This window comes from Pantoea cypripedii, from assembly GCF_011395035.1.
Lineage (GTDB): Bacteria > Pseudomonadota > Gammaproteobacteria > Enterobacterales > Enterobacteriaceae > Pantoea > Pantoea cypripedii_A.
Genome location: NZ_CP024770.1, coordinates 963,545 through 987,857, shown reverse-complemented (window position 1 = coordinate 987,857; position 24,313 = coordinate 963,545). Strand labels below are relative to the sequence as shown.

The following is a 24,313-nucleotide window of genomic DNA, read 5'->3' as shown; positions in this document are numbered from 1 at the left end:
ATGGCTGAGTCACGCATTATTCGTGCCGCCGCCGCCCAGATTGCGCCAGATCTCCATGAGGCCAGCAAAACGCTGGCCCGGGTGCTGGACGCGATCGATCAGGCAGCTGCACAGGGGGCAGAGATCATCGTCTTTCCCGAGACCTTTGTGCCTTATTACCCCTACTTCTCGTTTATCACGCCCGCGATGACCGCCGGAGCGGCCCATCTGAAATTGTATGACCAGGCGGTGGTGGTGCCCGGCCCGATCACCCATGCGGTGGGCGAACGCGCCCGCCTGCGCAACATCGTCGTGGTGCTGGGGGTGAATGAACGTGACCACGGCACACTCTACAACACCCAACTGGTATTTGATGCCAGCGGGGAACTGGTGCTGAAACGCCGCAAAATCACCCCGACCTATCACGAACGGATGATCTGGGGACAGGGAGACGGTGCCGGATTGAAGGTGGTGGACTCGGCGGTTGGGCGCATCGGGGCTTTAGCCTGCTGGGAGCACTACAACCCACTGGCGCGCTACAGCCTGATGACTCAGCACGAGGAGATCCATTGCAGCCAGTTCCCCGGTTCATTGGTGGGGCCGATTTTTGCCGAGCAGATGGACGTCACCATTCGCCATCATGCACTGGAGTCCGGTTGCTTTGTCATCAATGCCACCGGCTGGCTGACCGAGGAGCAAATCAACGAGCTGACCAGCGACCCGGTGTTACAAAAGGGGCTGCGTGGTGGCTGCAACACCGCCATCATCTCGCCGGAAGGCCGCCACCTGGTGCCGCCGCTGACCGAAGGTGAGGGGATTTTGATTGCCGATCTGGACATGGCCCTGATCACCAAACGCAAACGCATGATGGATTCTGTCGGCCACTATGCCCGACCGGAATTACTCAGCCTGCGCCTCGATGCGACGCCTGCCCGTTATGTGGTGGCGCGTGATAATGAGTCCGAAACCGGAGGAGGCCACGATGCAGAACGTACCGTCTACGCGCCAGCAGCTGATCACTGAGCTGCTGACCCAGGGGGTGAATGTCATTAATCCCCGCCAGGATCATGTCAGCCGTCACGGTGGCGCCGGACCGTCGGACCATCAGGCGATGAATATCGATGGTGTGACGGTGATGGTGCCGATCTACACCCATTCCGCGCGCCAGTCGCCTTGGCAGGTGAAACACGAGGAGTCCGGTGCCACCCGGCTGTACAACAACCTGATTCCGGTGCGGGAGATCAGCGTCGCCCATAAACCGCGCTTTTATGAGCGACAGACGGCCGACGGCATACCTTACTCGCAGATTGCCACGCTGCATGGCACCGACGTGCTGGCGACCACCGTGCTGCAAACCTGCATCCGCTATGAAAATCGCGCGAAGGCGTGCCAGTTCTGCGCTATCGGGCAGTCGCTGGCAGCGGGCAGCACCATCGCGCGTAAAACCCCGCAGCAACTGGCGGAAGTGGCAAAAGCGGCCGTGGAGCTGGATGGGGTGAAACATATGGTGATGACCACCGGAACCCCCTCCGGCAGTGATCGTGGTGCCCGCATTTTGGTGGAAAGCGCGCTCGCCATCAAAGCGGCGGTGGATTTGCCGTTGCAGGGACAATGCGAACCACCGGGAGATGCGAAATGGTTCCGACGCATGAAAGACGCGGGGATTGATGCGCTGGGTATGCATCTCGAAGCCGTCACTCCTGCGGTTCGCGCCCGCATTATGCCGGGCAAGGCCCAGGTGAGCGTGGATCAGTATCTTGAGGCATTCGCCGATGCGGTGGCGGTGTTTGGCCGGGGGCAGGTCAGTACCTATATCCTGGCGGGTCTGGGCGATACGCCGGAAGCTATCCTGTCGCTGTCGGAGACGCTGATTGACCTCGGGGTTTATCCGTTTGTGGTGCCTTTTGTCCCGATCAGCGGCACACCGCTGGAACATCATCCGGCCCCTGACAGCCAGTTTATGTCGTCCATTTTGCAGCCGCTCGGACAGATGCTCAGCCAGGCGAGCCTGCGTTCCAGCGATATCAAGGCGGGCTGCGGTCGCTGCGGTGCCTGCTCCTCACTTTCCAGCTTTGAACAGGCGATGGCGTAAGGGGGCATGATGAATCACTACGCAGGTTACACCATCAAATGGGTCACGCTGCCGTGGGAACGGCGACAGGCTTACGCGCTGCGCCAGCGCGTGTTTTGCCAGGAACAGGGATTGTTTGAGGGCGATGACCTGGATGATATCGATGGACATGCCCGGCTGCTGGTGGCACTCGGTAGCGTGGGCGGCTGGCACGATGAAGTGGTGGGCACGGTGCGTATCCATGAACGGGCACCGGGGATCTGGATGGGATCGCGCCTCGCGGTGGATAACGCCTATCGTCGCCAGGGCCAGCTGGGGCCGACGCTGATCCGCCTGGCGGTGTGCAGCGCCCATGCGCTGGGCTGCCGCGAATTTTATGCCCAGGTGCAGCATCAGAACGAGCCACTGTTTCGCCGTATGCACTGGCACACGCTGGAGTGGCTGGATTTGCGCGGGGTCCGCCATGCGCGGATGCAGGCCGATCTCAACTTTTATCCCCCCTGTCACGACCCGCGCAGTGGCATGGTGATCAATACCCCGGTTCGCAAGCCGACGGAAATGCCCGCCTTTCTGACGGGGGTAGCGCGATGAATCATGACTTAGCTGCGCTGATTGAACGGCTGCACGCCTTTAGCGGCATCGCCCACAAGCGCGATATCCAGCAGGTGGCGCAGCAGCTGCGCGATGCCTGGCCTAACCCGTACCCGAATGGCGATGACTGTGCGCTGATCCCCGATGGCAACGGCTACAAACTGCTGGCAATGGAGGGATTTATTAACCGCTTTGTCGCGGAAGAGCCGTGGTTTGCCGGTTGGTGTGGCGTGATGGTCAATCTGAGTGACATTGCCGCGATGGGCGGACGCCCGCTGGCGGTGGTTAACGCCCTGTGGGATGACGCGTTACCCCATGCGGAGCAGATCCTGCAAGGAATGGCGGCGGCCTCCCGCGCGTATCAGGTGCCTGTGGTTGGCGGCCACACCAATCTGCGCAGCGATCAGCCACAGCTGGCCGTGGCGGTGCTGGGGGAGACAACACATCCGCTCAGCAGCTTTGCCGTACAACCGGGTCAGACGCTTATGGTGGCTGCCAATCTACAGGGGCGCTGGCACCCACCCGGTAACAACTGGGATGCGGCGACTCATGCCGATCCTCTGGCTCTGCGCCAGGCCCTGTCGCTGCTGCCTGCGATGGCCGATGAAGGATTACTTCAGGCGGCGAAAGACATCAGCCAGGCCGGGCTGGCGGGCACGCTGGTGATGATGCTGGAGAGCGCCGGGCTGGGTGCCGAGCTGGACCTGGCGCAGATCCCCATCCCGCCAGGCGTGGAACTGGAGCAGTGGCTGTGTGCCTTCCCCAGCTTCGGATTCCTGCTGGCAGTGGAGCCATATCATCGCGACGAGGTAGCTGAACGCTTTGCCCGGCACGGCATCAGTTGTGCTGCGGTGGGGCAGTTCACCCCGGAGAGAAAACTCATCATGCAGTACCAGCAGCAGCGCGGCTGTTACTGGGATCTGGCGCAACAGCCGCTTACCGGCATGAACAATCAATAGAGGAACTTACGATGCCTGCAATGCATTTTGTCGTTTGCTGGCCTGACGGCAGCAAAGATACCTGCTATTCCCCCTCCACCGCCATTGAGAAACACCTGGAGGTGAACCATCCCTATACGCTGGATGAGTTCGTCACCCTGAGTACCCGCGCGCTGGACGAAGCCAGTGAAAGGGTGAAGGCGAAGTTCGGTTATTACTGCTCCAGCGCCCAGGATCAGTCTGCGGTAATCGTGCAAAAAGCCCGGCAGTTTACGGCGCAGCAGCAAGTCATTGTGGAAAAAATCACCCCCGTCCCGGTCTGATAACAAGCGAGATTACGATGAACAACAATCATTATCCTGTCGTCATTATTGGCGGCGGGCAGGCGGGTCTCGCCATGAGCTGGAACCTGACGCAAAAAAACATCCAGCATCTGGTGCTGGAACGCCATCAACTGGCCTGGGCATGGCGCGAACAACGCTGGGATAACTTCTGCCTGGTGACGCCTAACTGGCAATGTAAGTTGCCTGGCTTCCCCTATGACGGCGACGATCCGCACGGCTTTATGCTGCGCGATGAAATCATCGATTATGTTGAACGCTACGCCCGTAGCTTCAATGCACCATTGCGTGAAGGGGTTAACGTGTTGCGCGTAGAGAAAACGCAGCAGGGTTTTCAGTTACTGACTTCTGCCGGGGTTTTCACCGCTGACCAGGTGGTGATCGCGGTGGGCAATTATCATCGTCCGCGCTTTCCGGCGATATCCGCACAACTGCCAGCAAGCATCATGCAGGTGCATTCCGCTGACTATAAATCGGCGCAGCAATTGCCCGCCGGAGACGTACTGGTGGTGGGATCGGCGCAATCCGGTGCGCAGATCGCAGAGGATCTGCATCTGGCCGGTCGTCGCGTCCATCTGTGCGTGGGCAGCGCACCGCGCGTGGCGCGTTTTTACCGTGGTCGCGACGTGGTGGATTGGCTGGATGATATGGGGCATTACCGTCTGACCGTTGACGATCATCCGCTCGGTGAAGACGCACGGCGCAAAACCAACCACTATGTCACGGGCCGTGATGGCGGGCGCGATATCGATCTGCGCGCCTTTGCCTTGCAGGGCATGCAGCTGTATGGCCGTCTGCTGGGATACCGCGACGGCACACTCCTCACCGCCGATGACCTTAAGGCTAACCTCGACGGTGCTGACGCCACCTCGCAGAAAATCAAAGACAGCATTGATGTCTGGATCGCTGAACAGGGTATCGACGCGCCCGCTGAAGCGCGCTATCAGCCGCTGTGGCAACCAGAAGAAAGCGCCACCCATATCGATCTGTCCAATATCACCGCCATTATCTGGGCAGTGGGGTTCCATACCGATTTCAGCTGGATAGACGCGCCTGCCTTCAATGACAAAGGCTATCCACGGCATACCCGTGGTGTCTCGGTACAGCCGGGTCTGTATTTTCTTGGGTTGCCGTGGCTGTGGACCTGGGGATCGGGGCGCTTTGAAGGTGTAGGGGAAGATGCCGCATGGCTGGCGGAAGCGATTGTGCAGCAGCATCAGGGCGCTGCGGAGACGGTATATGTCAATGATCACCGTTGAGGATGCCGCGTTCTGGCAACAGGAAGCGCAACGCCTGCACTGGCAACAGGATTTTAGCGCGTTGGTAGCCAGCATTGATGGTGGTCCGCGCTGTCGCTGGTTCCCGGATGGGAAAACTAACCTGAGCTATAACGCGCTCGACCGCCATCTGGTGACCCGTGGAAACCATTGCGCCATCATTCATCGTGATTATCTCGGGTATACCCATCGGCTCAGCTACCTTGAGCTCTGGCAGCAGGTCAACGCCCTGAGCAGCCTGTTGTCGAGCTGGGGGATCCGCCAGGGGGATCGGGTGCTGATTGCGCTGCCGATGATGCCGCAGGCCGCCATCGCCATGCTGGCCTGCGCCCGGCTCGGGGCGGTGCATGTGGTGGTTTACTCTGCCAGCACCAGCGAAGCGCTGGCCCAGCGTATCAATGCCTGCCAACCGGTGCTGCTGATCCACAGCAGCGAGAAGCGCAGCCGTGAGAGCCTGCCCTCCATCCCTGCACCCACCGCCACGTTACGCGTGGCGGATATGGTGAGTGCGGATTTTAGCCGTGAGCTGGCACAACATCAGGGGCGCGAGGTGCCCTGTGCCTGGGTAGAGGCTTCTCAGCCTTCACACCTGTTGTTTACCTCCGGCACCACGGGCGCGCCGAAAGGCATCGTGCGCGATACCGGTGGCTACGCCGTGGCGCTGCTGGCTAGCCTGCATCACCTGTTTCAGGTTCAGGATGACGAAATTTTCTTTACCACGGCGGATGTGGGATGGGTCACCGGACATAGCTACGGCGTCTATGCACCGTTGCTGGCGGGGATCACCACGGTTATGTGTGAAGCCAGCCCGGTGAATGCCCCCGGAGAAAGCTGGTGGCAAATGGTGGCGGAGCTGGGGATCACCCGTATGTTAACCATCGCCGGTGCGATCCGCATGGCACGCCAGCAGGGGACGCCGCGTGCCGACCTGGCGGCGTTACGATCGCTCTATCTGGCAGGCGAACCGCTCGACAGTACAACGCATGACTGGGTGAGCACGGAGATGTGCGTGCCATGCGAAAATCACTACTGGCAGACTGAATCCGGCTGGCCACTGCTGGCGGGGTCGGGCAGCGGTCTGAAGCCGGTGTTCAGCCGCTCAGTGGCGATCGTTGATGCGGCCAGTGGCGCTTTGTGTGCGGCGGGTGAGGCAGGACTGCTGGTGGTAAATGGCTCGCTTGGTCCGGGTGGCATGTCAACCCTCTGGCAGGATGATACGCAGCATGATCAACGCTACTGGCTGCAACGTGATGGGCGCTGGAGTTATGCCACCCATGATTGTGCCGTGCAGGTGGGCGATAACATCGTCATTCAGGGGCGCATGGACGACGTGATCAACATCGGCGGCAAGCGTCTGGCGACAGCGGAAGTAGAAAATGCCCTGGCGGGCCTGGACGGTATCGTTGAGGTGGTTGCCACCCGCACCCCACATCACCTGCTGGGTGAAATGGTGGCGCTTTTTGTCGTCACCGATGGGCTAAATGCACCACAGGAAGCGGCACTGAAGCAACAAATACGCGAACGTCTGATCAGCCGCTGTGGCCGCTATGCCCTGCCGCGCAAGATTCACTTCCGCCGTTCGTTGCCGAAGACCTTTTCCGGGAAGTTTTTGCGCCGGATGTTGAGTGCGTGAAAGTTGGGGAGATCAGTTGTATCTATTCAACTACCTCACTTTTTTTCAGATCATTATAAGGAATCAGACTCTCCCCGTTAAATACCGTTCTCTCCTGATCGGCAACTTGCGCAGGCGACTGAGCGGGTATCAGCTCGCTATGGATACCGGTCAGCCATGAGTAAAGCGCCATAAAATGTCTGGCGCTGATGGGTGTGTTATCAATCAGGTGCTGGTTGTTATCGCTGGTGAGGATAAAAAACGGGACATTGTAATTTTGCTGTGCGTCAACGCCATGACGCACCGGGCGAACGCTGTTATCAATCGACATGCCGTGGTCGGAGAAATAGATCAGCGCGTAGGATTCGCCGCTGTGTTCAAGAATGTTATGCGCGCGCTCCATAAAGGTATCCAGCTTCTGCAGGGTGGCGAGATAGCAATTGAAGCTTTCCTGCTGGCTGATATGCAGAGTAACCGGATAGCCATTTAAGCGTGAACAGGTGTCAGGATGAGAGCCGATCATATGGAGAAATACAGCGTTATCGGTGCTGTGGTTTGCATTGACGATGCTGTGCAAATGTTCCAGCAGGGCCATATCATCCGTATCGTTCTCATCAAAGTCTCCTGTCTTGAAGAAAGCCTGATGATTAGCTCTGCTGCCGATGAGCGTTGCAGGTGTGTCGAAAGTGGCGAGAAAACCCTGATTTGAGACCCAAAATGTATTGAAACCGGCTCTGTTTGCCAGGGCGACAATGTTGTTGTTTTCCTGCGTTTTCACCCCGTCACTGAGCGCGAGCGTGCGAGGCAATGACAGGTAGGTATTGGGTGCAGTGGAAATATAGTCAGTAAAAAACAGACCCGGAGCCGTATTCAGCCACGGCGTGGTGTTATGCTGATAACCATAAACGGATAAATAATCCCGCGTGACACTCTCGCCAATAATAACAATCACATTCTTGTATCTTCCGCTATGGCTGAGGCCAGGGAAATCATCCGGGATTAAATTGGATGCTCTTAACTTTTTTAATTCAAGACTGGCCTTGTGCATGGAGGTGATAACTTCTTCTGCCATCCGTTTTGGAAAGGAATTAAGATTAACAATGATGAAAAGGATTAAATAGATTACCTGATGTTTCTTGCCAAAGTCGCCACCGTAAACAAAAAATAGCAGCAGTGAGGTGATTGCCATAACAAACAGCAACCAGGCGGTAAAGCTCACCCCTTGCAGGAACTCCAGACTTTCCCCAGGGTTGCTCTGCAATGCTGACACCACATAAGGGTAGCTAACTCGCCCAAAGTTGTAACCTACCGGAATATAAAAAGAAATAAGTAGCAGAATGAGAGAGGCAAGGCAGAAGGTCAGCCGGTTTTTTCTGGCAATAAAAAGTATGATGAACGTTAATGCAACGTTACCCACACCGGCGTAACCTGTGCCGACGGGAATGGCGACCGCGGCGATCGTTGCCGGAATAATCCATTTTAGTGCTGACTTAATCACTGTTGGATTTTCTTTTAATCTCAGTGATTGTTTAGAAATATCTACTGTATTTTCTGGCATAACACTTTCCCCGGACTTACCAATATCAGCGCATCTCTCAAAGGCGGCGCAAAATACATCAATCCGGGAAAGGATTAAATGACGGAAAATGGAGATATTCCTGAATATAGAGGGTGGCTGGATGGATCACCCTCAGGGAAATGTTAAGAATGAAAATTTAAGCGTATTATCAGCAGGGGGGTATGCCGTATAAAGTCATGAAGATTTAAGCACCACCACCGCATAAAAGCAGGGGGCGTGAGTGGCATTTTTGAAAACACAATCGGCAGGATCGCCCAGCTCCAGGCAATCACCTTTATGCATCTCAAAAACGGTGCTGCCTTCCTGAAACGTGAGCGTACCTTCAAGCACCCAGACCAACTGACGGCGTGACAGGTAAGATATTGCAGGCATCGGAACGGCAACCCCTGGCGGGAGCTCGACACTCACCAGGTCAACGGGGATTTGTCCGGGTGATACATGGCGTCGGATGTAACCGGTCTCCGGGTCCTGCCAAACTGCCTGTTGATCGTGTCTGACCAGCGTACCGGTCTGAACCTCGCTCAGAGCGATTAACTGGGACATACTCATATCAAAAGCACCCGCCAGACGCGCCAGCAGAGTGGCGGTAGGGCTGCTCTCACCGCGTTCAATTTTGTGGATCATTGCTCTTGATACGCCCGAGTTTTCAGCAAGATCTGTCAGAGACCAGACGCGTTTTTCCCTTTCAGCCTTCACTTTTTGCCCGATGCGCTGGTTTACATCGTCTTCTTTGCTGGACATGTTGTCTAACATAATGGATAAATAGGATAGTGAACAATACATCTACTTTAGTGACAGAGAAACGGGGTGTCCATCATGAAAATACGAACCGCAAATGAAGGTGATGCAGAAGTCATTGCTGACATTTATAACGACGCAGTACTCAATACGACGGCCATCTGGAATGAGAAAACTGTTGATTTTCTCAATAGAATTAAATGGATGCGCGACCGAAAGGACGCTGGCTTCCCGGTACTGGTTGCCGTTGATGAGGAGGGGAAGGTTCTGGGCTATGCCTCTTATGGTGACTGGCGTCCGTGGGATGGCTACCGTCATACGGTAGAACACTCTGTTTATGTCCACAAAGAGGCTCGCGGCAAAGGTGCGGGTGTGGCGCTGATGGCTGAGCTTATCCAACTGGCTCAGCAACAGGGCAAGCACGTGATGGTGGCAGGGATCGAATCAGGCAACGAAGCCTCAATTGCACTGCATAAAAAACTCGGTTTCACCGATGTCGGACGGATGAATGAGGTGGGAACCAAGTTTGGACGCTGGCTCGATCTGACCTTCCTCCAGCTGCGCCTGGACACCAGAACTCATCCCTGATACGAAACAGCACAGGGAAGTGTTGTGGGTATAAGGCATCAACAACTGCTTCGCAGCGATAATCTCAGCTGATACTTTTATCAACATACTGAATTCACACCAGACAATAGCCTGAGAAAACTGATGCAACCTTCAATGCCCAACTGGAATGATCTGCGAATATTTCTGGAAGTTTATCGTTGTGGCAGCCTGTCAGCGGCGGCACGTCAGTTGCGCATCGACGTATCCACCGTATCGCGCCATATCGCCAGCCTTGAAAAATCCCTGGCTGCCCCGGTTTTTCAACGGCTGCCAGCCGGGTTGAAAGCCACCACTAAAGGGCGAGAGATTCTGTCCTTTATCGAATCGATGGAATCCCATTCGCTGGCGATGATGCAGACGGATAAAGCCGGTGTCAGTCATTTACCTGCCGGAGAAATCAGGATTGGCACCATGGAAGGGATTGCGTCGTTCTATCTGGCCGGAAAGATCGGTAAATTTAATGAAAAATATCCCAATATCATGGTGGAGTTATTAACTTCATCGCATCAGGTACATGTGAATCGTCGCGAAGCCGATCTTTTTCTCAGCTTTTATCCCTATGATGGTAAAGGGCTGGATATTCTGCCGGTGGGTAAGTTCAGGCTCTGTCTGTATGCTCATGATGATTACCTGCAAAAATACGGTGCTCCCGCGAATATCGCTGAGTTGCGCCATCATAAATTTATCAGTTATATCAGCGATCTGATTCAGCTGGATACCGTGCGTTGGCTGGATGAGGCGATTATTAATCCGGATATTATCTTTAGCTCCAGCAGCCTGGTTGCACAAATGTTTGCCGCTGCCAGCGGAACAGGCATTGCCATGCTGCCGGAATTTATGCAGGCGGAGCGATTTGGACTAAAACCGCTACTTAAGGAATCGGTTGAAGTGAACCGGGTGGTATGGCTCTCCGTTCATAGCGAGCTGCGTTATCTGCCAAAGATGAAAGCTATCATCGCATTTCTGCTGGAGATGTTCGGAAATGATTATCCCAACGATCCCGGCATTCGCTTAACATGATGTCATTGCACTGACAAAGTGCACCGATTGATGATAACGCATTAAATTAAAACCCCAATTCTATCAACAGAATGGGGTTATTTTTCGCCTCTGTAATGGTGATAAATCTTATCATGCGGCAGCAATTCCTGTTATTGGTGCAATATCACCTTTGCAAAAATGCAAGGGCGAGTGCTAAATCGCCAGTTCCTCAGGGTTATCCCGTTTGTTAGGATTTTCGTACAGACGGGGGGATTCACAATGAACAATGAAATAGCGACATCAGAACAAAGCATTAATAAGATCTATTCTTCAGGGGAGTTTAAATCGCATGTGAGAAATAAAGGCTGGGTAATTACCTTTCTCGTGCTGGTCACCTTTATTTTTTTCTTTTCATTACCACTGCTTAACACGTTATTGCCAGCCGTGATGAAATACCAGATCGCGGGTTCATTCAATATCGGGTTGTTATGGGTCATCCTTCAGTATCCATTGGGCGCGGCGGTGGCATGGTGCTACGCAAAAAAGATGGGGCGCTATGACGACCCAAAATGGATCAAACATTATCTGGCAGGCGGTAAAGCGAAATGAAAATGAAATGGCTGATAGCAGCATCGATACTTTCTCTGTTTTCTGCAACGGCAAATGCTGCCGACACCATGGTTGGACAGGGTCACAAATATATGACCTTTGCCATATTTACCGTTCTGTTCCTGGCATCACTCTCCATCACCTGGATTGCCTCACGTAAAAACAGTTCAGCGGGTGACTTTTACACCGCCGGTGGTCAGATTGGACCGTTACAGAATGGGCTGGCGATTGCCGGGGATTATCTCTCGGCTGCCGCCTTTCTGGGGGTATCCGGGTTGATCGCGCTTTATGGTTTTGATGGGGTTAATTACCTGATTGGTTTCTTCGTCGCCTTCATCCCGGTGTTACTCCTCGTTGCGGAACCGTGCCGTAACCTGGGCCGTTACACGCTGGGGGATGTGCTGGCCTGGCGTAATGGTTTCCGCGCCACCAAGTTTGTTGCAGCGGTATCCAGTGTCATCGTAGCGTTGTTTTATATGGTGCCGCAGATCGTTGGGGGCGCGGTGATCGTCAGGGCACTGATTGGCATCCCGTATGAAGTCTCCGTTATCGCCGTCGGGATGCTGATGCTGATTTACGTGGCGTTTGGCGGCATGCGTGCGACGACTGCGGTGCAGGTGACCAAAGCCGTGTTGTTGATCTCTTGCTGCTTTATCCTGGTGGTGTTGTCCTGGTTACCTTTTGGTTTTAACGGCCTGGCGTTTCTCAACACCCTGACGGCAGACCATCGTCTGCAACAATATGTCATGTCGCTGGTCACCGATCCTTCGTTTTCACCGCAGGAGGCGGGGCAGCGGTTTTTAGAAGCCGGGCTTTACCTGAAAAAACCGCTTGAACAGGTCTCTCTGGGACTGGCGCTGCTGCTGGGCACCGCAGCCATGCCGCACGTGCTGATGCGATTCTTTGCGGTGCGTAATTCTACCGATGCCAGAAAATCAGTGCTGTGGAGCATGTTGTTTATCGGTGTCTGCCACCTGTTCATTATCGTCATTGGTTTTGCCTGTGCACATTACCTCGGTGCGGATGCGGTCAAAGCGGCGGATAAAGGTGGCAACCTGGCGGCACCTTTACTCGCTCAATATCTGGGGGGAGGTGCTGAAAGCTTTGCGGGCAACTTCCTGCTGGCGCTGGTTGCCGCAATCTCTTTCGCCACCATCGTTGCGGTTGTTGCTGGGCTGACGCTGGCCGCTGCTTCTGCCATGGCTCATGACGTCTATGTGGGTGCGATGAAGAATGGCGTCGCCACCGAACGCCAGCAGGTTGCGGCGGCGAAAATTGCCACGCTACTGATGGCCGTGGTGGCGGTCATTGCCGGAATCGAAGCAAAAGGCCAAAACGTGGCGCACCTCGTCGGTCTGGGTTATGCGGTGGCGGCTTCCGCCAATCTGCCGGCGCTGGTGATGTCACTCTACTGGCGGCGTTGTAACACCGCTGGGGTGATCGCCGGTATCGTCGGCGGCACCGTGCTGGCCATCGTCATGGTGATGGTTTCACCCTCAATGAGCTACCCACTGCATCAGCGCGCCGTACTGGAAGGCCAGCTAAAAACATTGGTCGCGGATGAGGCGCATGCGTCGTCGACATTAGCGGCACGTCAGGCACTGCAAACACAAATCGAGGCAATCCCGGATAACGCCACCAGCATTGTTGGCCTGAAAGCGCCGCTGATTGAGCTTAGCAATCCGGGCATCGTCTCAGTACCTGCGGGTTTCCTGCTGGTAATTGTCTTCTCGCTGCTATTCCGTGACGAACGCTCCGAGCGTTTATGGCCGGAACTGGCGGTTCGCAGGGAATTGGGACCGCAGCTGAAATGAACTCTCAGCCGTGAATGAATCCGGCTGTCTACATAAGGACTGAATGATGTTTTTACCTGAAGTGAAAGTCGCTGCGGTGCATGCTGCGCCGGTTTACATGAATGCCCAGGCCACGCTGGAAAAAGCGCTGGCGTATATTGCGGAAGCCAGCCGTAACGGTGCCGGGCTGGTGGTGTTCCCTGAATCCTTTATTCCTGGATTCCCGGTATGGGCGGCCCTCTGGGGACCGATCCATAACCACAGCTGGTTTGAGAAAATGGCAGAAAACAGTCTGCTGATTGATGGTCCTGAAATCAAGGCACTGTGCAATGCTGCTGCCCGGCACGATATTCTGATCTGCATGGGGTTCAGTGAGCGCAGCCCGGTAAGTGTGGGATGCCTGTGGAACTCGTCGGTGCTTATCGATCAAAGTGGGCAGATTATTAATCATCACCGCAAACTGGTGCCAACTTTCTATGAAAAAATGGTCTGGGCACCGGGGGATGGTGCCGGTCTGAAGGTGTGCGAAACCCGTATTGGTCGCGTCGGCGGATTGATATGCGGCGAAAATACTAACCCACTGGCGCGTTATTCGTTGATGGCTCAGGGGGAACAGATTCACATTTCGCAATGGCCTTCGATCTGGCCGACTAAGCGACCTTCCGCCGGGGGGAATTTCGATAATCTGACGGCCAATCGTATTCGTGCCGGGGCGCATTCATTTGAAGCAAAATGCTTTGGCATCATGAGTGCTTCAGTGATGGATGATGAAATGAAAGCCATGCTCACTAACTGGGATAGCTCCGTCGCGGATATTCTGGAAAACACCCCACAGGCCGCCACCCTGTTTGTTGATCCAACAGGCACGCCGATTGGTGACACGCTGCAAAATGAAGAGGGCATTGCCTGGGCGACGTTTGACCTGAAGAAGATCATCGAGGTCAAGCAACTGCATGATGTGGTCGGTTACTACAATCGTTTTGATGTTTTTAACCTCGATGTTAATCGACGCCGCCTGGTACCGGCGACTTTTAGCGGCGATGACGTTCCACTGGAGACGGAAAATAATCTGCCGGAATTGCAATAACGCTTCCGACTGTTGAACAGGGGCCAGGGACGGCTCATTCCAGTGATTAAATAATATTCTTCCCAGCTATTTCTTTTCCTGGTTTTTGATCTTTTTATTGTCAGGAAACCGTAAAATTCATTCCGCTATGCAACCATCACGAAACGCCAATGTCTTCATGGAGGCATGATAATGTGTTTCTATGGTGAGCAATATGAAGAATAAAAAGATACTGGTAATCTGTCGGGATAATATTGGTGATAGTTTGCTTGCAACGCCGCTAATAAAGTATCTTTCCAGGAAAAATGAAGGAAGAATAGATATTCTGACCAATAGCTATGCTTCGCCGGTATTTGATGGAAATCCGTATGTCGGAAAGGTCTGGGTTTACAGTAAAACTAAACATTGCCAAAGCCGAGTCTCGGCGCTTAAGTCGTTATGGGAAAGGCTACAACTTTGTCTTGCACTCAACAGAGAAAAATATGATTGCGTAGTTATCGCTAAATCAATATGGGATAAACATTCGCTGAAGTGGGCTAACATTATTCGTGCAAAAGAAATTGTCGCCTTTGGTAAGGATAGCCATCCGCGGATTACCACACTGCTGCCGCTCCAGGACAGTAAACTCCACGTGGCAGAGGTGTTTTTCAACCTGGCAAAAGGTGTTTTTGATGGTGCCTCTGAGCCTGAGGAGCTTGATATTTATCCCAAAACCGAACTTGTTGACCATTATCGACGCCTGATCAATAACAAGGAAAATCAGATGTTGATTGCGATACAAATCAGCTCGCGCAAGAAATGCCAGCGTTGGCCACTGGAAAGTTTTATCTCACTGGTGAAGAAAATATCCGACAGAACACCCTTTCGTATTGTTTTGCTGTGGTCGCCAGGTGAAGAGGGATCATTGACGCACCCTGGCGATAATATTAAAGCGGAAATGATCACCTCCGCCTGTAAAGATATAAATTTAACGCCGATCTATACCGATTCGTTAGAAGATCTTAAAGCAGTGCTGGCAAATTGCCATGCGATGATCAGCAGTGATGGCGGGGCGGTACATATTGGTGCGGCGACCGGATTACCGGTGGTTGCCATGTACGGTAACAGCGATCCGGCCAACTGGCATCCGTGGAAAGTACCGCATTCTATTCTTCAGGGTAACGATAATAATGTCAGTAATATTACGTCTGAGCAGGTGTTCAAATCGTTAATATCATTATTACCGGCTATCCCTGAATTAAAAAATTATAATAGCCCAGCAAGACAACCGCTTTCCGGGTCGGATTTTGTTGCGACTGAGAAACTGCATGGTGCTGGCTCGTCCTGACGCACCGCCAACGAGGGGCAACATTGCGCAGCCGGGGACACCCTGATGGGATAAACAATGGCGTCAGCCACTGTTTATTTTTATCTTGAAAGTAATCGATTACAAAATAATAATAACGGTCATGCCCGACACGCTTAACACCCAAAACAGGAACCCGTCCCCCATGAACCCGGCGACTCTCAATACAAATCCCGACACTGACCTTCAGTTCCGCAATGTTGTGGTGGATATGGTGGATTGGATTGAGAAAAACCTCGGTGAGGATCTGCAACTGAGAAGGGTGACGAAGAAAAGCGGCTATTCCCACTGGCATTTTCAACGCCGTTTTACTGAGGTCAGCGGCTGGAAACTGGGGGAGTACATCAGGGCAAGGCGGCTGGTGAATGCCGCTTATGATCTGGCTTTCACAGAAAAAAGCCTGGCGGCCATCAGCGTTGAGTATGGCTTCAAGAGCCAGAATTCTTTTTCCCGAACATTTATTCGGTTGCTGCAAGTCAAACCCAGTGTGGTGCGTAAAGAACTGACCGGCCATCGCGACGCATTGCGCGAGCTGATGTTCCACCTGCTTCCCTGCGGGGACTGGTATCGCAAGGACGATTTGCAGCTGCTATGCGACAGACGGGGGAAACAACCCAGCTTAGTGGGTTGAATATCCATTCCTGAGGGGGCATACACGGTTGTTGGCATTGTATTCACGGCTGTGCCCTTGACTTTTTCTGCACCATCCCTGACCAGCTTAACCCGGCTGCCGTTTCAGGAGGTTAACGTATTACGCAGTACCGGCAATGCCTGAAACACCCGGCGGCTCGGCGTTGCGGAGGTGGGAGACAGCAGCAGCTCGCAGGTAGCTTCGGCCATCTCTGCCAGCGGCTGGGAAAAGGTGGTGAGTTGATAACCCAGCCAGCTGGCCTGTTCGATGTTATCGAAGCCAATCACGCTGATATCCTGGGGAATGCGTAAACCAAACTCATATCTCGCCGCATCCATAAACCCGCAGGCGAGAAGGTCAGTCACGCAGAATACGCCATCCGGGCGCGTCGTCTGACTCAGTAATTGCCGCGCGGCATTAACACCGCTTTGATAGCTGGTGTTACCGGGCCTGACCAGCGCGACCTCGGTATTGGCCTGCGCTGCTGCCGCCAGAAAGCGGGTTTCGCGGATCACCATACTTGGCGAGCGCGCAGAGGAGGAAACCAGCGCAATCTGCTGACAACCCGCGTTAACCAGCAGGTTAAAGGCTTCATTCATGGTCGAGCTGTAATCGATCTCAATGCTATCGGCCCCGGCAAACTGCCCCATACGGTTGATCACAATCACCTGCTGTCCGCTTTGCAGGCATATCTCAATCAGTGAGCTGGGAGGCTTACCTGATAGCACAATGGTGGCCGTAGAACGGTAATTTAGCGTCTGTTGCAGGGCTTCTCTGGCGCTGTCCTCACCGTCATCGGTGTTGATCACCATCACCGCCCGGCGATATTTATTCAGGCTGCGGGTGAGGTGCTCCAGCAAACTGGCCTGATACGGTGACGACAGATTGCCACCGAGGATACACACCGGGCGGCTGGCTTCTTTGGAGAGGCCGCGCGCCAGATGATTGACGTGATAGTTGAGCGCCTCTGCGGCCGCGAGCACTTTGCGCCGGGTTTCCGCCGAGACGCTGCTGCCGGGGGTAAAGGTGCGCGACACCGCTGAACGGGAAACGCCAGCGAGGCGCGCCACCTCGGTGGCGCTGGCAAAACCCGTATTTTTATGGCTCATGACGTAAACCTGCCGCATGGAGCGCGCTTTCGAGCGTAATGGCATGCTCGGCCAGCCGGGTCAGCGACGGCTTTGGTGTTTCAAACCATTCATCCGGATGCAGCTGACGCTTGTCACGGACCACGGCAAGGGCATCTTCCAGCGTTGGATAGCGTTGCGGGCATTCCAGATGCATAAACAACGCCACCAGTGCGACCGAGCGACTGCGTCCGCCACGGCAGTTAACCAGAATGTTGCCCCTTTTGCGGTTGCGGTAGGAGGGTTTATCGGGAATCTGCTGCTGGAGCGCGGAACGCATCAAATAATAACCGGCATGCAGCATTTCCGGTGCATTGCCGTCACCGTCAATCAATCCGAGTTTGTAATAACGCACCGCCCCGGCACCGTGATTCAGCAGATGCGCCGCGGCCTGGTCTTCCGGGGTGGTCACCCAGTCGATATCCAGATTCACCGCGCAGTTAATCACGATACCAATATCATGTTCTGCCAGCAGCGCTGCATCGCAGACGCCGCTGGAACCGCCGATATAGATATCCACGTCCCAGCCGGGAAAATCGCTGACGATCAGGCTCAGGGCCGGACGGGGATAATGTGTGGTTGCCGCTGTGTCCAGCGGGATGCCTGCCGCGCGCGCGACGGATGCAGCGATCCCCGGCGCGGAGGCCAGCACGGGCAGACCGTTGAAAATACCTGCCGCATCGCCGGGAACAGGCCCGGTCTGGCCGCCCGCTTCGCGTACCAGCAGCAAACCGGCGAGGCAATCCCAGGCATTCATATGCAGTTCCACATAACCATCGGTGCGTCCTTCTGCGACCCATGCCAGCGCCAGTGCACCGGAACCGGCGCGACGCACGCTGGCTCCCTGGTTCAGCATCGCCGCCATCACATCGAGATAACGACGCTGACTGTGGCGCGAAGACCAGCCCAGCTCTAAAGAGGCCCGTTGCATATCGTTAATCTCGTTACAGTGTAACGCCAGGCCGTTTTTTACCGCATAGTGGCCACGGCGTGTCTGGTAGAGCTCGTGACTGACCGGGTTGTAAATGGCACCCAGCTCGGTCACCCCCTGGTGAACCCAGGCGATACACACGCAGAAATGGGCAATGCCGCGGGCATAGTTGGCCGTACCATCAATCGGGTCTACCACCCATAAACTTTCCGCGCTGGCGGGTGGTCGGGCGCTTTCTTCGCCCAACACCAGATCGTCAGGGAAGGCGTCATTAATAGCCTGCAACACCAGGGCTTCAACCGCAGTATCCGCTTCGGTGAGAATATCCTGATGGCCTTTGAGTTGATATTCACCCGCTTTGCGCGACTGAAAATAGCGCAGCGCGGTCTCTCCCGCCTCGATGATAATGCGCTTCAGCGCCGCTTCACGTTGTTCTATGTCGATAGTGGTCAAGGTTATCTGCCTGTGATAAAGGGGAAAAAGGTGATTGCCGGGTCTGGTCAATCGCTACTTTTGATAGTTCAGGCTCCAGATATCCTGCCAGTCCTGACGGCTTTTCCAGTCGTTTTTGGCGGTTGCCGTCAGGTATTCCATCAGTTCTGCCCGGTATTTTTCGATGCCGGAGGCTTCATCCGCCGGGAGTTTTACCGTCTGATTGGTGGACATTTTGCCGTCCACGCCCTGTGGGGCGATGCCTTCAGCCGTTAACAGATAATGAATAAACAGTTTAGCCGTATTCGGGCTATGGCTGCCGGTGGCGATCACGCCGAGACTCGGGTAATTCCAGCCAATAAAGGGTTTCATGCCACTGCACAGGCCCAGTTTCATTCCCAGCTTGTTGTCACGAAATTTGGCCGTTGAAACCAGGCCAACAAAGTCCGTTTTACCATCCGGCGCGCCAATGGCCGATGCGGCATCGTTATCGGAATGGGTGAGCAAAACACCGTTGCCCGCCAGCGCCTTAACGAAAGCGGCAGTGGCCGATTTTTCATCGGTTTGCAGCGGCTTGCCGAATTCCTGCTGGTATGCATCGCGGATCTGCTGGTCGTAATGGGTCTCCATCTGGCTGAACCAGTCGGTATACGCGGGTTTGCTGGTGGGATCCTGCATCGCTACCCGGCCATGCCACTGCGGCTCGGTGAGCTGCCAGATATTGGTGACCGGACAGCTGGTGTGATGTTCGGTGTTGTAGGCAAAGACGTTCGGTGCCAGCACCACGGTCAGCGGTTGCTGATAGCGGGCGGCAATGTTGCCGCGCAGATCGTCCGGCACCCAGCTTTGGGCATAGCCTTTGTTGATCAGCTGCGTCATGCCTGCTGGCGCATCTTCAACGATGGCTACATCGGTCCTGACATTGTTTGCCTGCGCTTCGCGGCTCATGATTTCAATGATCTGCGGGGCATCAGCTTTTACCCCGGTTGCCTGTATCCCGTATTGCTCGCTGAAGGCTTTCGCCTGCTGCACAATTTTCCCGGTGGAGGCATAGACGGTGATGGGTTGTTCTTTTTTGGCTGCGGCGATCAGGGCCTGCAAATCGAAGGATTCCGCATGGGCCAGCGGGCCGCTGACCAGGGCACTGGTGACGAAAAGGGCAGTTAAACGACGTTTCATTTTGCTTCCATCATCAATTAAATAATCAGGGTTAAATCGCGGGAACACGTTGCCCGTGATGGTTAAAGAAATGCAGGGAGTGAGCGGGTAGCTGGCAATGCACTTGCTGCTGTGCCTGCCAGCGCGGGCGCAACTGGGTGGAGTGAAACAAACGATCGTTACCGGCCACCAGTTCAATCACCCAACTGCCGCCGGTGGGCATGATGTTATCGATGGTCATCGGCACGCTGTTGCAGACCGATTCCTCACTTATCACCACTTCTTCTGGCCGGATCCCGCAGACCTGCGCCGGTGCGTCCAGGGAAAAGCTTTGCTGTAAATGCTGCGCCAGCGGGCTTAACGGCTGATCAAGTGGGATCATATTCAGCCTGGGCGTGCCGATAAACTCGGCGACAAAACGGTTAGCCGGGGTGGCATAGATTTCATCCGGCGTGCCGACCTGCTGCATCTGCCCGGCGCTCATCACCGCAATGGTGGTGGCGAGGGTCATCGCCTCCCACTGATCGTGGCTGACAAAGACAATGGTGGTGCCGAAGGTGGCATGTAAGCGGCGCAGTTCCGCGCGCATTTCCAGCCGCAGCGTGGCATCGAGGTTTGACAGCGGCTCGTCAAGCAACAGGACGCCGGGGTTAACCGCCAGCATACGCGCCAGGGCGACGCGTTGTTGTTGTCCGCCAGAGAGCTGGGCCGGATAACGCCCGGCGTAATCGGCGATACGCAGTTTTTCCATCACGTCACGGCAACGGGCAACGCGCTCTTTCGCCGGGATTTTTTGCAGGCGCAGGCCGAAATCCACGTTTTGTTCGACGGTCATGTGCGGCCACAGCGCGTAGCTCTGAAAAACCAAACCAATGCCGCGTTTCTCCGGCGGCAGCCAGGTTCCCTGCATGACGGAATCCACCACTTTGTCCCCGATGATGATTTCGCCGCCGCTGGCATGTTCAATCCCGGCGATCATGCGCAGAATCGTGGTTTTACCGCAGCCAGACGGCCCCAGCAGACACATAAACTCGCCGTCTTTGACTGTCAGGTTGATGTTATTTACCGCCGGTGTGCTGCTGCCGGGATAGGTTTTAGTGAGATGGGTTAAATGGATTGAGGGCATGTTAGTTCTCCAGACCATCAGCCAGACCAGTCCCGGTGATTTTCTGAATCATCACCGTGCCAGCCCAGGAAATAAGCGCAATCATCAGCACCACGGCGTTGGCCGCCTGCTGGTAGTTGTAGTCAATCAGACGCAGGGACCAGGTTGTCAGTACATCCGTGGCGGGGGTCGCGAGAATCACGAACAGGCTCACGCCTTTGATGCCAGAAATAAACGGCAGCAGGATCCCGGTGGCCAGCGGGGCCGCCTGAATGGGGATGACAATGCGGGAAATACGCGCGAACCACCCGGCACCCGCGATACGCGCCGCTTCTTCAGCTTCTTTGCCTAATTGGGTCATGGCCGCAATGCCGGAACGGCTGGCATAAGGCATTTTTTCGGCAATCAGCGCCAGGATAAGGATCAGCGGCGTGCCATACAGCGCCGGAACCGGGCCTCGGGCCACGGCAAACAGCGAAAGAAAGGCGGCGGCAAACGCGATGCCGGGCACCAGATACGGCAGGAAAGTTAACTGACGTAACAACGCCGCGATCCAGCGCGAATGGCAGCGCATCACCGCGTAACCGACCAGCAATCCCAGTATCCCGCAGATGATGGAGGCTGAACCGACGATCAGCAGCGTGTTCCACACCGTATGCCAGAATTCCGGCGTCAGCAGGATGCCGTTACGCAGGGCGACGGTATCGAGGTTATGACCAATCCAGTACGCCAGCGTAAAGTTATCGGCAGTGAAGCGACCCGGCAGCGTCATTACCGTTGACAGAAACAGGGTGATCAGCGGAATCGCCACCCCCAGCAGCACAAAGCCCAGCGGCATGGCGGAGGCCAGCATGCGCCATGATCCCAGCGGGCGGCGACGTTCCATCACACCTTTACCGCCAACGGTGACAAAGCGTTTTGCCTCACGCAGCATCTTCATATCGAGAATCAGGGTGATCATGCCCATCAGCATAATCACCGTGGCGATCACCGCCGCGACGCCGGACTGACGCGTACCGATCGCCCGGTATAACCCGGTGGACAGGGTATCGAAGTGAACCGGAAGGCCGAGAATATACGGCAGGGCGAACTCGCCGATACAGTCGGCAAAAATCAACAACGCGGCAGACAACAGCGCCGGGCGCATCAGGGGAATGATAATTTTGCAGGCAATGGTGCTGCGGGATGCGCCCAGCACCCTGGCGCATTGTTCCATCTGGCTGTCCATGCGCTTCAGGGCATTGCCGACAATCAGGATCACCAGCGGCGCGTAGTGCAGCACCATGATCACCACAATCGGGAAGTAACCATAGGCCATCCAGTTCGGTGTCTGGATCCCCATCGCCTCCAGCCAGCCCGGTTGGCCGCCAATCGCATGATTTTTAAAAATGGTGGTCCACGCCAGGGCGAAGGTCCAGGAAGGCAGCATAAACGGCACGATAAGCAGGGTGGCGAACCACTTTCTGCCCGCGACGTCGGTACGATTGATCAGCCAGGCCAGCGTCATCCCGACGATCAATGCACCCACTACGGTGCTGAGAGCCACGGCCAGCGTATTAAGCAATGGCGTCCAGAGCAGCAGATCCGACATTTTTGAGGTCAGGGTGCGCAGCAGGTAGTAAGTGGTGAATGCGCCCTCAGTGGCATCGGTGCGACCTGCGTCACCGCTTTGTACCAGCACGGCATTCAGCAGTACCGCAACCACCGGGGCAAGAATGATCCAGCTAAATAGCATCAGCAGCAGCGCACCCAGCAGATTCGCCGGTTCCTGACTGATGATGGACAACGCGTGGCGGAGTCGGGTCCACGCTAAGTTGCGAGGGTGAGTTTCGGTTGGATAAGACACAGAAGCATCCCTGTCGGTTGAAAACAGACAGGAATATATCGGCGCAATGTTACAGTTTTGCGACCTTTTTGCACATATGTGCAAAATGTTGCACGCGGCACATTAGCCGCCAGGAATCAGAGATTCTCCCTGCGGGGTGGCAGCCTGTTGCAGGCATTCGATGATCAGACGATGTAACGGGGCATTATGGTTGGCGTAGCGCGTGACGACGATCAGTTCACGATAAAACGTCAGGTCGCCAAGGGGGATCACCCGCAGTGCACACTGCCGCTCCGTCCACAATCCGGCCCAGGGAACCAGTGCGATACCTAAACCGTTTTCGACCATTTTTACGATGGCATCGATTTCATCCACTTCCAGCGCCAGTTTCGGTTCCAGACGATGTTCGCGCAGGAACATGCTGACCTGACGCCCACCAAACGAGGTGCGATCATAGCGAATAAACGGCTGACTGCGCAGCAGCGGCAGCGGTTCATCGCCCGTAAGCGTGGCGGGGGCAATAAGCACATAAGGTTCGCGCACCAGGGTGTTATGCCACAGCTCTTTCGCCAGCGGGAATCCTGGTTTGATCACCACCGCAAGGTCAATATTCCCCGCTTCAACCTGGGTCAGCAGGTTAAAAGAAACCCCCGGCAGCAGTTTGGTTTCCAGTCCTGGCGCGGTGGCGTGCAGCTGTGTCAATGCCCGTGGCAACATGCCGGTCTGAATCGAAGAAATCGCGCCAATTTTTATCGAGCCGCGGTAATCATTTAAATTTTCCGGCTGCGCCATGCGGGAGAAGATTTGCAGAATCTCTTCGGCCATCGGTAATGCGCGATTGCCGTCAGCGTTCAGAATGGCGGTGCGACCGGAACGGTCAAACAGCTGCATCCCCAGCGCCTCTTCCAGACTGCGAATTTGTGCACTGACTGCCGACTGCGTTAAACCAATCCGCTGCCCGGCGGCAGCAAAAGATCCTAACTGAGTTACTGCCACAAAGGTCTTTAGCTCACGGAGCATAATATCCACACTCATCGAAAAAATTGTTGTTTGACGAAAAATATATTCGCTTTTAATAAAAAATTTTATCCTTATTATCACAGAATCACAACGACACCAATACAACCCTGATTCTGGAGCACAACATGGCGTTAAGTCCTTTTCACCTTGCGATTCCTGTTTACGATCTGGCTGCTGCGCGTAGCTTTTACGGCGAAGTCTTTGGTCTGAGCGAAGGCCGTTCCAGCACCCAGTGGGTCGACTTTGACTTTTATGGTCACCAGCTGGTGATCCACGAACATCCTAAAACCGCGACCCAGGATCATGCTCATACCAACCCTGTCGATGGCCACGATGTGCCAGTGCCGCATTTCGGCATTATTCTGAGCTGGGAAGAGTGGGAAGCGCTGGCTGCCCGTCTGCGCGATTTCAAAACTGAATTTGTGATCGAACCCTATGTCCGCTTCAAAGGGCAGGTGGGCGAGCAGGCAACCATGTTTCTGTTTGACCCGTGCGGCAATGCGCTGGAATTTAAAGCGTTTAAAGATATGAGCCAGCTGTTCGCTCGTTAAGACA

The 24,313-nt window shown here is 55.0% G+C and carries 23 protein-coding genes; 15 read left to right on the top strand and 8 right to left on the bottom strand.

What is annotated here, in order from left to right:
* From CUN67_RS27980 to CUN67_RS27950, 7 genes are read left to right on the top strand one after another with little or no spacing between them, the layout of a single operon-like run.
* A complete protein-coding gene (locus CUN67_RS27980) occupies positions 1–1,002 on the top strand; it encodes a Nit6803 family nitrilase (protein ID WP_208718710.1) in 1,002 nt (333 codons plus the stop codon).
* Entirely contained in the window at positions 962–2,071 is a 1,110-nt protein-coding gene (locus tag CUN67_RS27975; RefSeq protein ID WP_208718709.1) for an MSMEG_0568 family radical SAM protein, read from the top strand. The genes CUN67_RS27980 and CUN67_RS27975 overlap by 41 nt, the downstream gene beginning before the upstream one ends.
* 9 nt (positions 2,072–2,080) lie before the next feature.
* Entirely contained in the window at positions 2,081–2,641 is a 561-nt protein-coding gene (locus CUN67_RS27970) for an MSMEG_0567/Sll0786 family nitrogen starvation N-acetyltransferase (RefSeq protein ID WP_208719567.1), read from the top strand.
* The gene (locus CUN67_RS27965; protein WP_208718708.1) at positions 2,638–3,600 is read left to right on the top strand and encodes a sll0787 family AIR synthase-like protein; all 963 of its coding nucleotides are present in this window, start codon (positions 2,638–2,640) and stop codon (positions 3,598–3,600) included. Before CUN67_RS27970 ends, CUN67_RS27965 begins: the two co-directional genes overlap by 4 nt.
* A gap of 11 nt (positions 3,601–3,611) precedes the next feature.
* A complete protein-coding gene (locus tag CUN67_RS27960) occupies positions 3,612–3,902 on the top strand; it encodes an MSMEG_0570 family nitrogen starvation response protein (protein ID WP_208718707.1) in 291 nt (96 codons plus the stop codon).
* Positions 3,903–3,919: 17 nt separating this feature from the next.
* On the top strand, positions 3,920–5,179 hold the full coding sequence (locus tag CUN67_RS27955; RefSeq protein ID WP_208718706.1) for an MSMEG_0569 family flavin-dependent oxidoreductase: 1,260 nt from the start codon (positions 3,920–3,922) through the stop codon (positions 5,177–5,179).
* Positions 5,160–6,830 (top strand): AMP-binding protein, encoded by a 1,671-nt coding sequence (locus CUN67_RS27950; protein WP_208718705.1) that lies wholly within the window; start codon positions 5,160–5,162, stop codon positions 6,828–6,830. Before CUN67_RS27955 ends, CUN67_RS27950 begins: the two co-directional genes overlap by 20 nt.
* Positions 6,831–6,852: 22 nt before the next feature.
* On the opposite strand, the gene CUN67_RS27945 is transcribed toward CUN67_RS27950, so the two are convergent.
* On the bottom strand, positions 6,853–8,307 hold the full coding sequence (locus CUN67_RS27945) for a phosphoethanolamine transferase (protein WP_208718704.1): 1,455 nt from the start codon (positions 8,305–8,307) through the stop codon (positions 6,853–6,855).
* Positions 8,308–8,562: 255 nt separating this feature from the next.
* Entirely contained in the window at positions 8,563–9,141 is a 579-nt protein-coding gene (locus CUN67_RS27940; RefSeq protein WP_208718703.1) for a helix-turn-helix domain-containing protein, read from the bottom strand.
* 63 nt (positions 9,142–9,204) lie between these two features.
* Between CUN67_RS27940 and CUN67_RS27935 the strand changes: the two genes are divergently transcribed.
* The 7 genes from CUN67_RS27935 to CUN67_RS27905 all read left to right on the top strand — a co-directional run bounded on the left by CUN67_RS27935 (position 9,205) and on the right by CUN67_RS27905 (position 16,160).
* The gene (locus CUN67_RS27935) at positions 9,205–9,714 is read left to right on the top strand and encodes a GNAT family N-acetyltransferase (RefSeq protein WP_208718702.1); all 510 of its coding nucleotides are present in this window, start codon (positions 9,205–9,207) and stop codon (positions 9,712–9,714) included.
* Between the two features lie 123 nt (positions 9,715–9,837).
* Complete coding sequence (locus tag CUN67_RS27930) at positions 9,838–10,755, top strand: LysR family transcriptional regulator (protein ID WP_208718701.1); 918 nt, start codon at positions 9,838–9,840, stop codon at positions 10,753–10,755.
* Positions 10,756–10,995: 240 nt separating this feature from the next.
* A complete protein-coding gene (locus tag CUN67_RS27925; RefSeq protein WP_217621311.1) occupies positions 10,996–11,325 on the top strand; it encodes a DUF485 domain-containing protein in 330 nt (109 codons plus the stop codon).
* Positions 11,322–13,139: a solute symporter family protein gene (locus CUN67_RS27920; RefSeq protein ID WP_208718699.1), complete on the top strand. Its 1,818-nt coding sequence runs from the start codon at positions 11,322–11,324 to the stop codon at positions 13,137–13,139. Before CUN67_RS27925 ends, CUN67_RS27920 begins: the two co-directional genes overlap by 4 nt.
* Positions 13,140–13,185: 46 nt before the next feature.
* Positions 13,186–14,205, top strand: coding sequence for a carbon-nitrogen hydrolase family protein (locus CUN67_RS27915; RefSeq protein ID WP_208719566.1), 1,020 nt, complete (start codon positions 13,186–13,188; stop codon positions 14,203–14,205).
* 193 nt (positions 14,206–14,398) lie between these two features.
* Entirely contained in the window at positions 14,399–15,511 is a 1,113-nt protein-coding gene (locus CUN67_RS27910; protein ID WP_208718698.1) for a glycosyltransferase family 9 protein, read from the top strand.
* A gap of 163 nt (positions 15,512–15,674) precedes the next feature.
* Positions 15,675–16,160 (top strand): helix-turn-helix domain-containing protein, encoded by a 486-nt coding sequence (locus CUN67_RS27905; protein WP_208718697.1) that lies wholly within the window; start codon positions 15,675–15,677, stop codon positions 16,158–16,160.
* 104 nt (positions 16,161–16,264) lie between these two features.
* On the opposite strand, the gene CUN67_RS27900 is transcribed toward CUN67_RS27905, so the two are convergent.
* The 6 genes from CUN67_RS27900 to CUN67_RS27875 form a co-directional block, all read right to left on the bottom strand.
* Positions 16,265–17,269: a LacI family DNA-binding transcriptional regulator gene (locus CUN67_RS27900; protein ID WP_208718696.1), complete on the bottom strand. Its 1,005-nt coding sequence runs from the start codon at positions 17,267–17,269 to the stop codon at positions 16,265–16,267.
* Positions 17,259–18,671: an inositol monophosphatase family protein gene (locus CUN67_RS27895; protein ID WP_208718695.1), complete on the bottom strand. Its 1,413-nt coding sequence runs from the start codon at positions 18,669–18,671 to the stop codon at positions 17,259–17,261. The genes CUN67_RS27900 and CUN67_RS27895 overlap by 11 nt, the downstream gene beginning before the upstream one ends.
* A gap of 54 nt (positions 18,672–18,725) precedes the next feature.
* Complete coding sequence (locus CUN67_RS27890) at positions 18,726–19,829, bottom strand: ABC transporter substrate-binding protein (RefSeq protein WP_208718694.1); 1,104 nt, start codon at positions 19,827–19,829, stop codon at positions 18,726–18,728.
* 31 nt (positions 19,830–19,860) lie between these two features.
* Entirely contained in the window at positions 19,861–20,934 is a 1,074-nt protein-coding gene (locus tag CUN67_RS27885) for an ABC transporter ATP-binding protein (protein ID WP_208718693.1), read from the bottom strand.
* Between the two features lies 1 nt (position 20,935).
* Positions 20,936–22,759, bottom strand: coding sequence for an ABC transporter permease (locus CUN67_RS27880; RefSeq protein WP_208718692.1), 1,824 nt, complete (start codon positions 22,757–22,759; stop codon positions 20,936–20,938).
* A 102-nt stretch (positions 22,760–22,861) separates the two neighbouring features.
* Entirely contained in the window at positions 22,862–23,758 is an 897-nt protein-coding gene (locus CUN67_RS27875) for a LysR family transcriptional regulator (RefSeq protein ID WP_208718691.1), read from the bottom strand.
* Between the two features lie 125 nt (positions 23,759–23,883).
* Between CUN67_RS27875 and CUN67_RS27870 the strand changes: the two genes are divergently transcribed.
* On the top strand, positions 23,884–24,309 hold the full coding sequence (locus CUN67_RS27870; RefSeq protein ID WP_208718690.1) for a VOC family protein: 426 nt from the start codon (positions 23,884–23,886) through the stop codon (positions 24,307–24,309).
* Positions 24,310–24,313 lie beyond the last annotated feature (4 nt).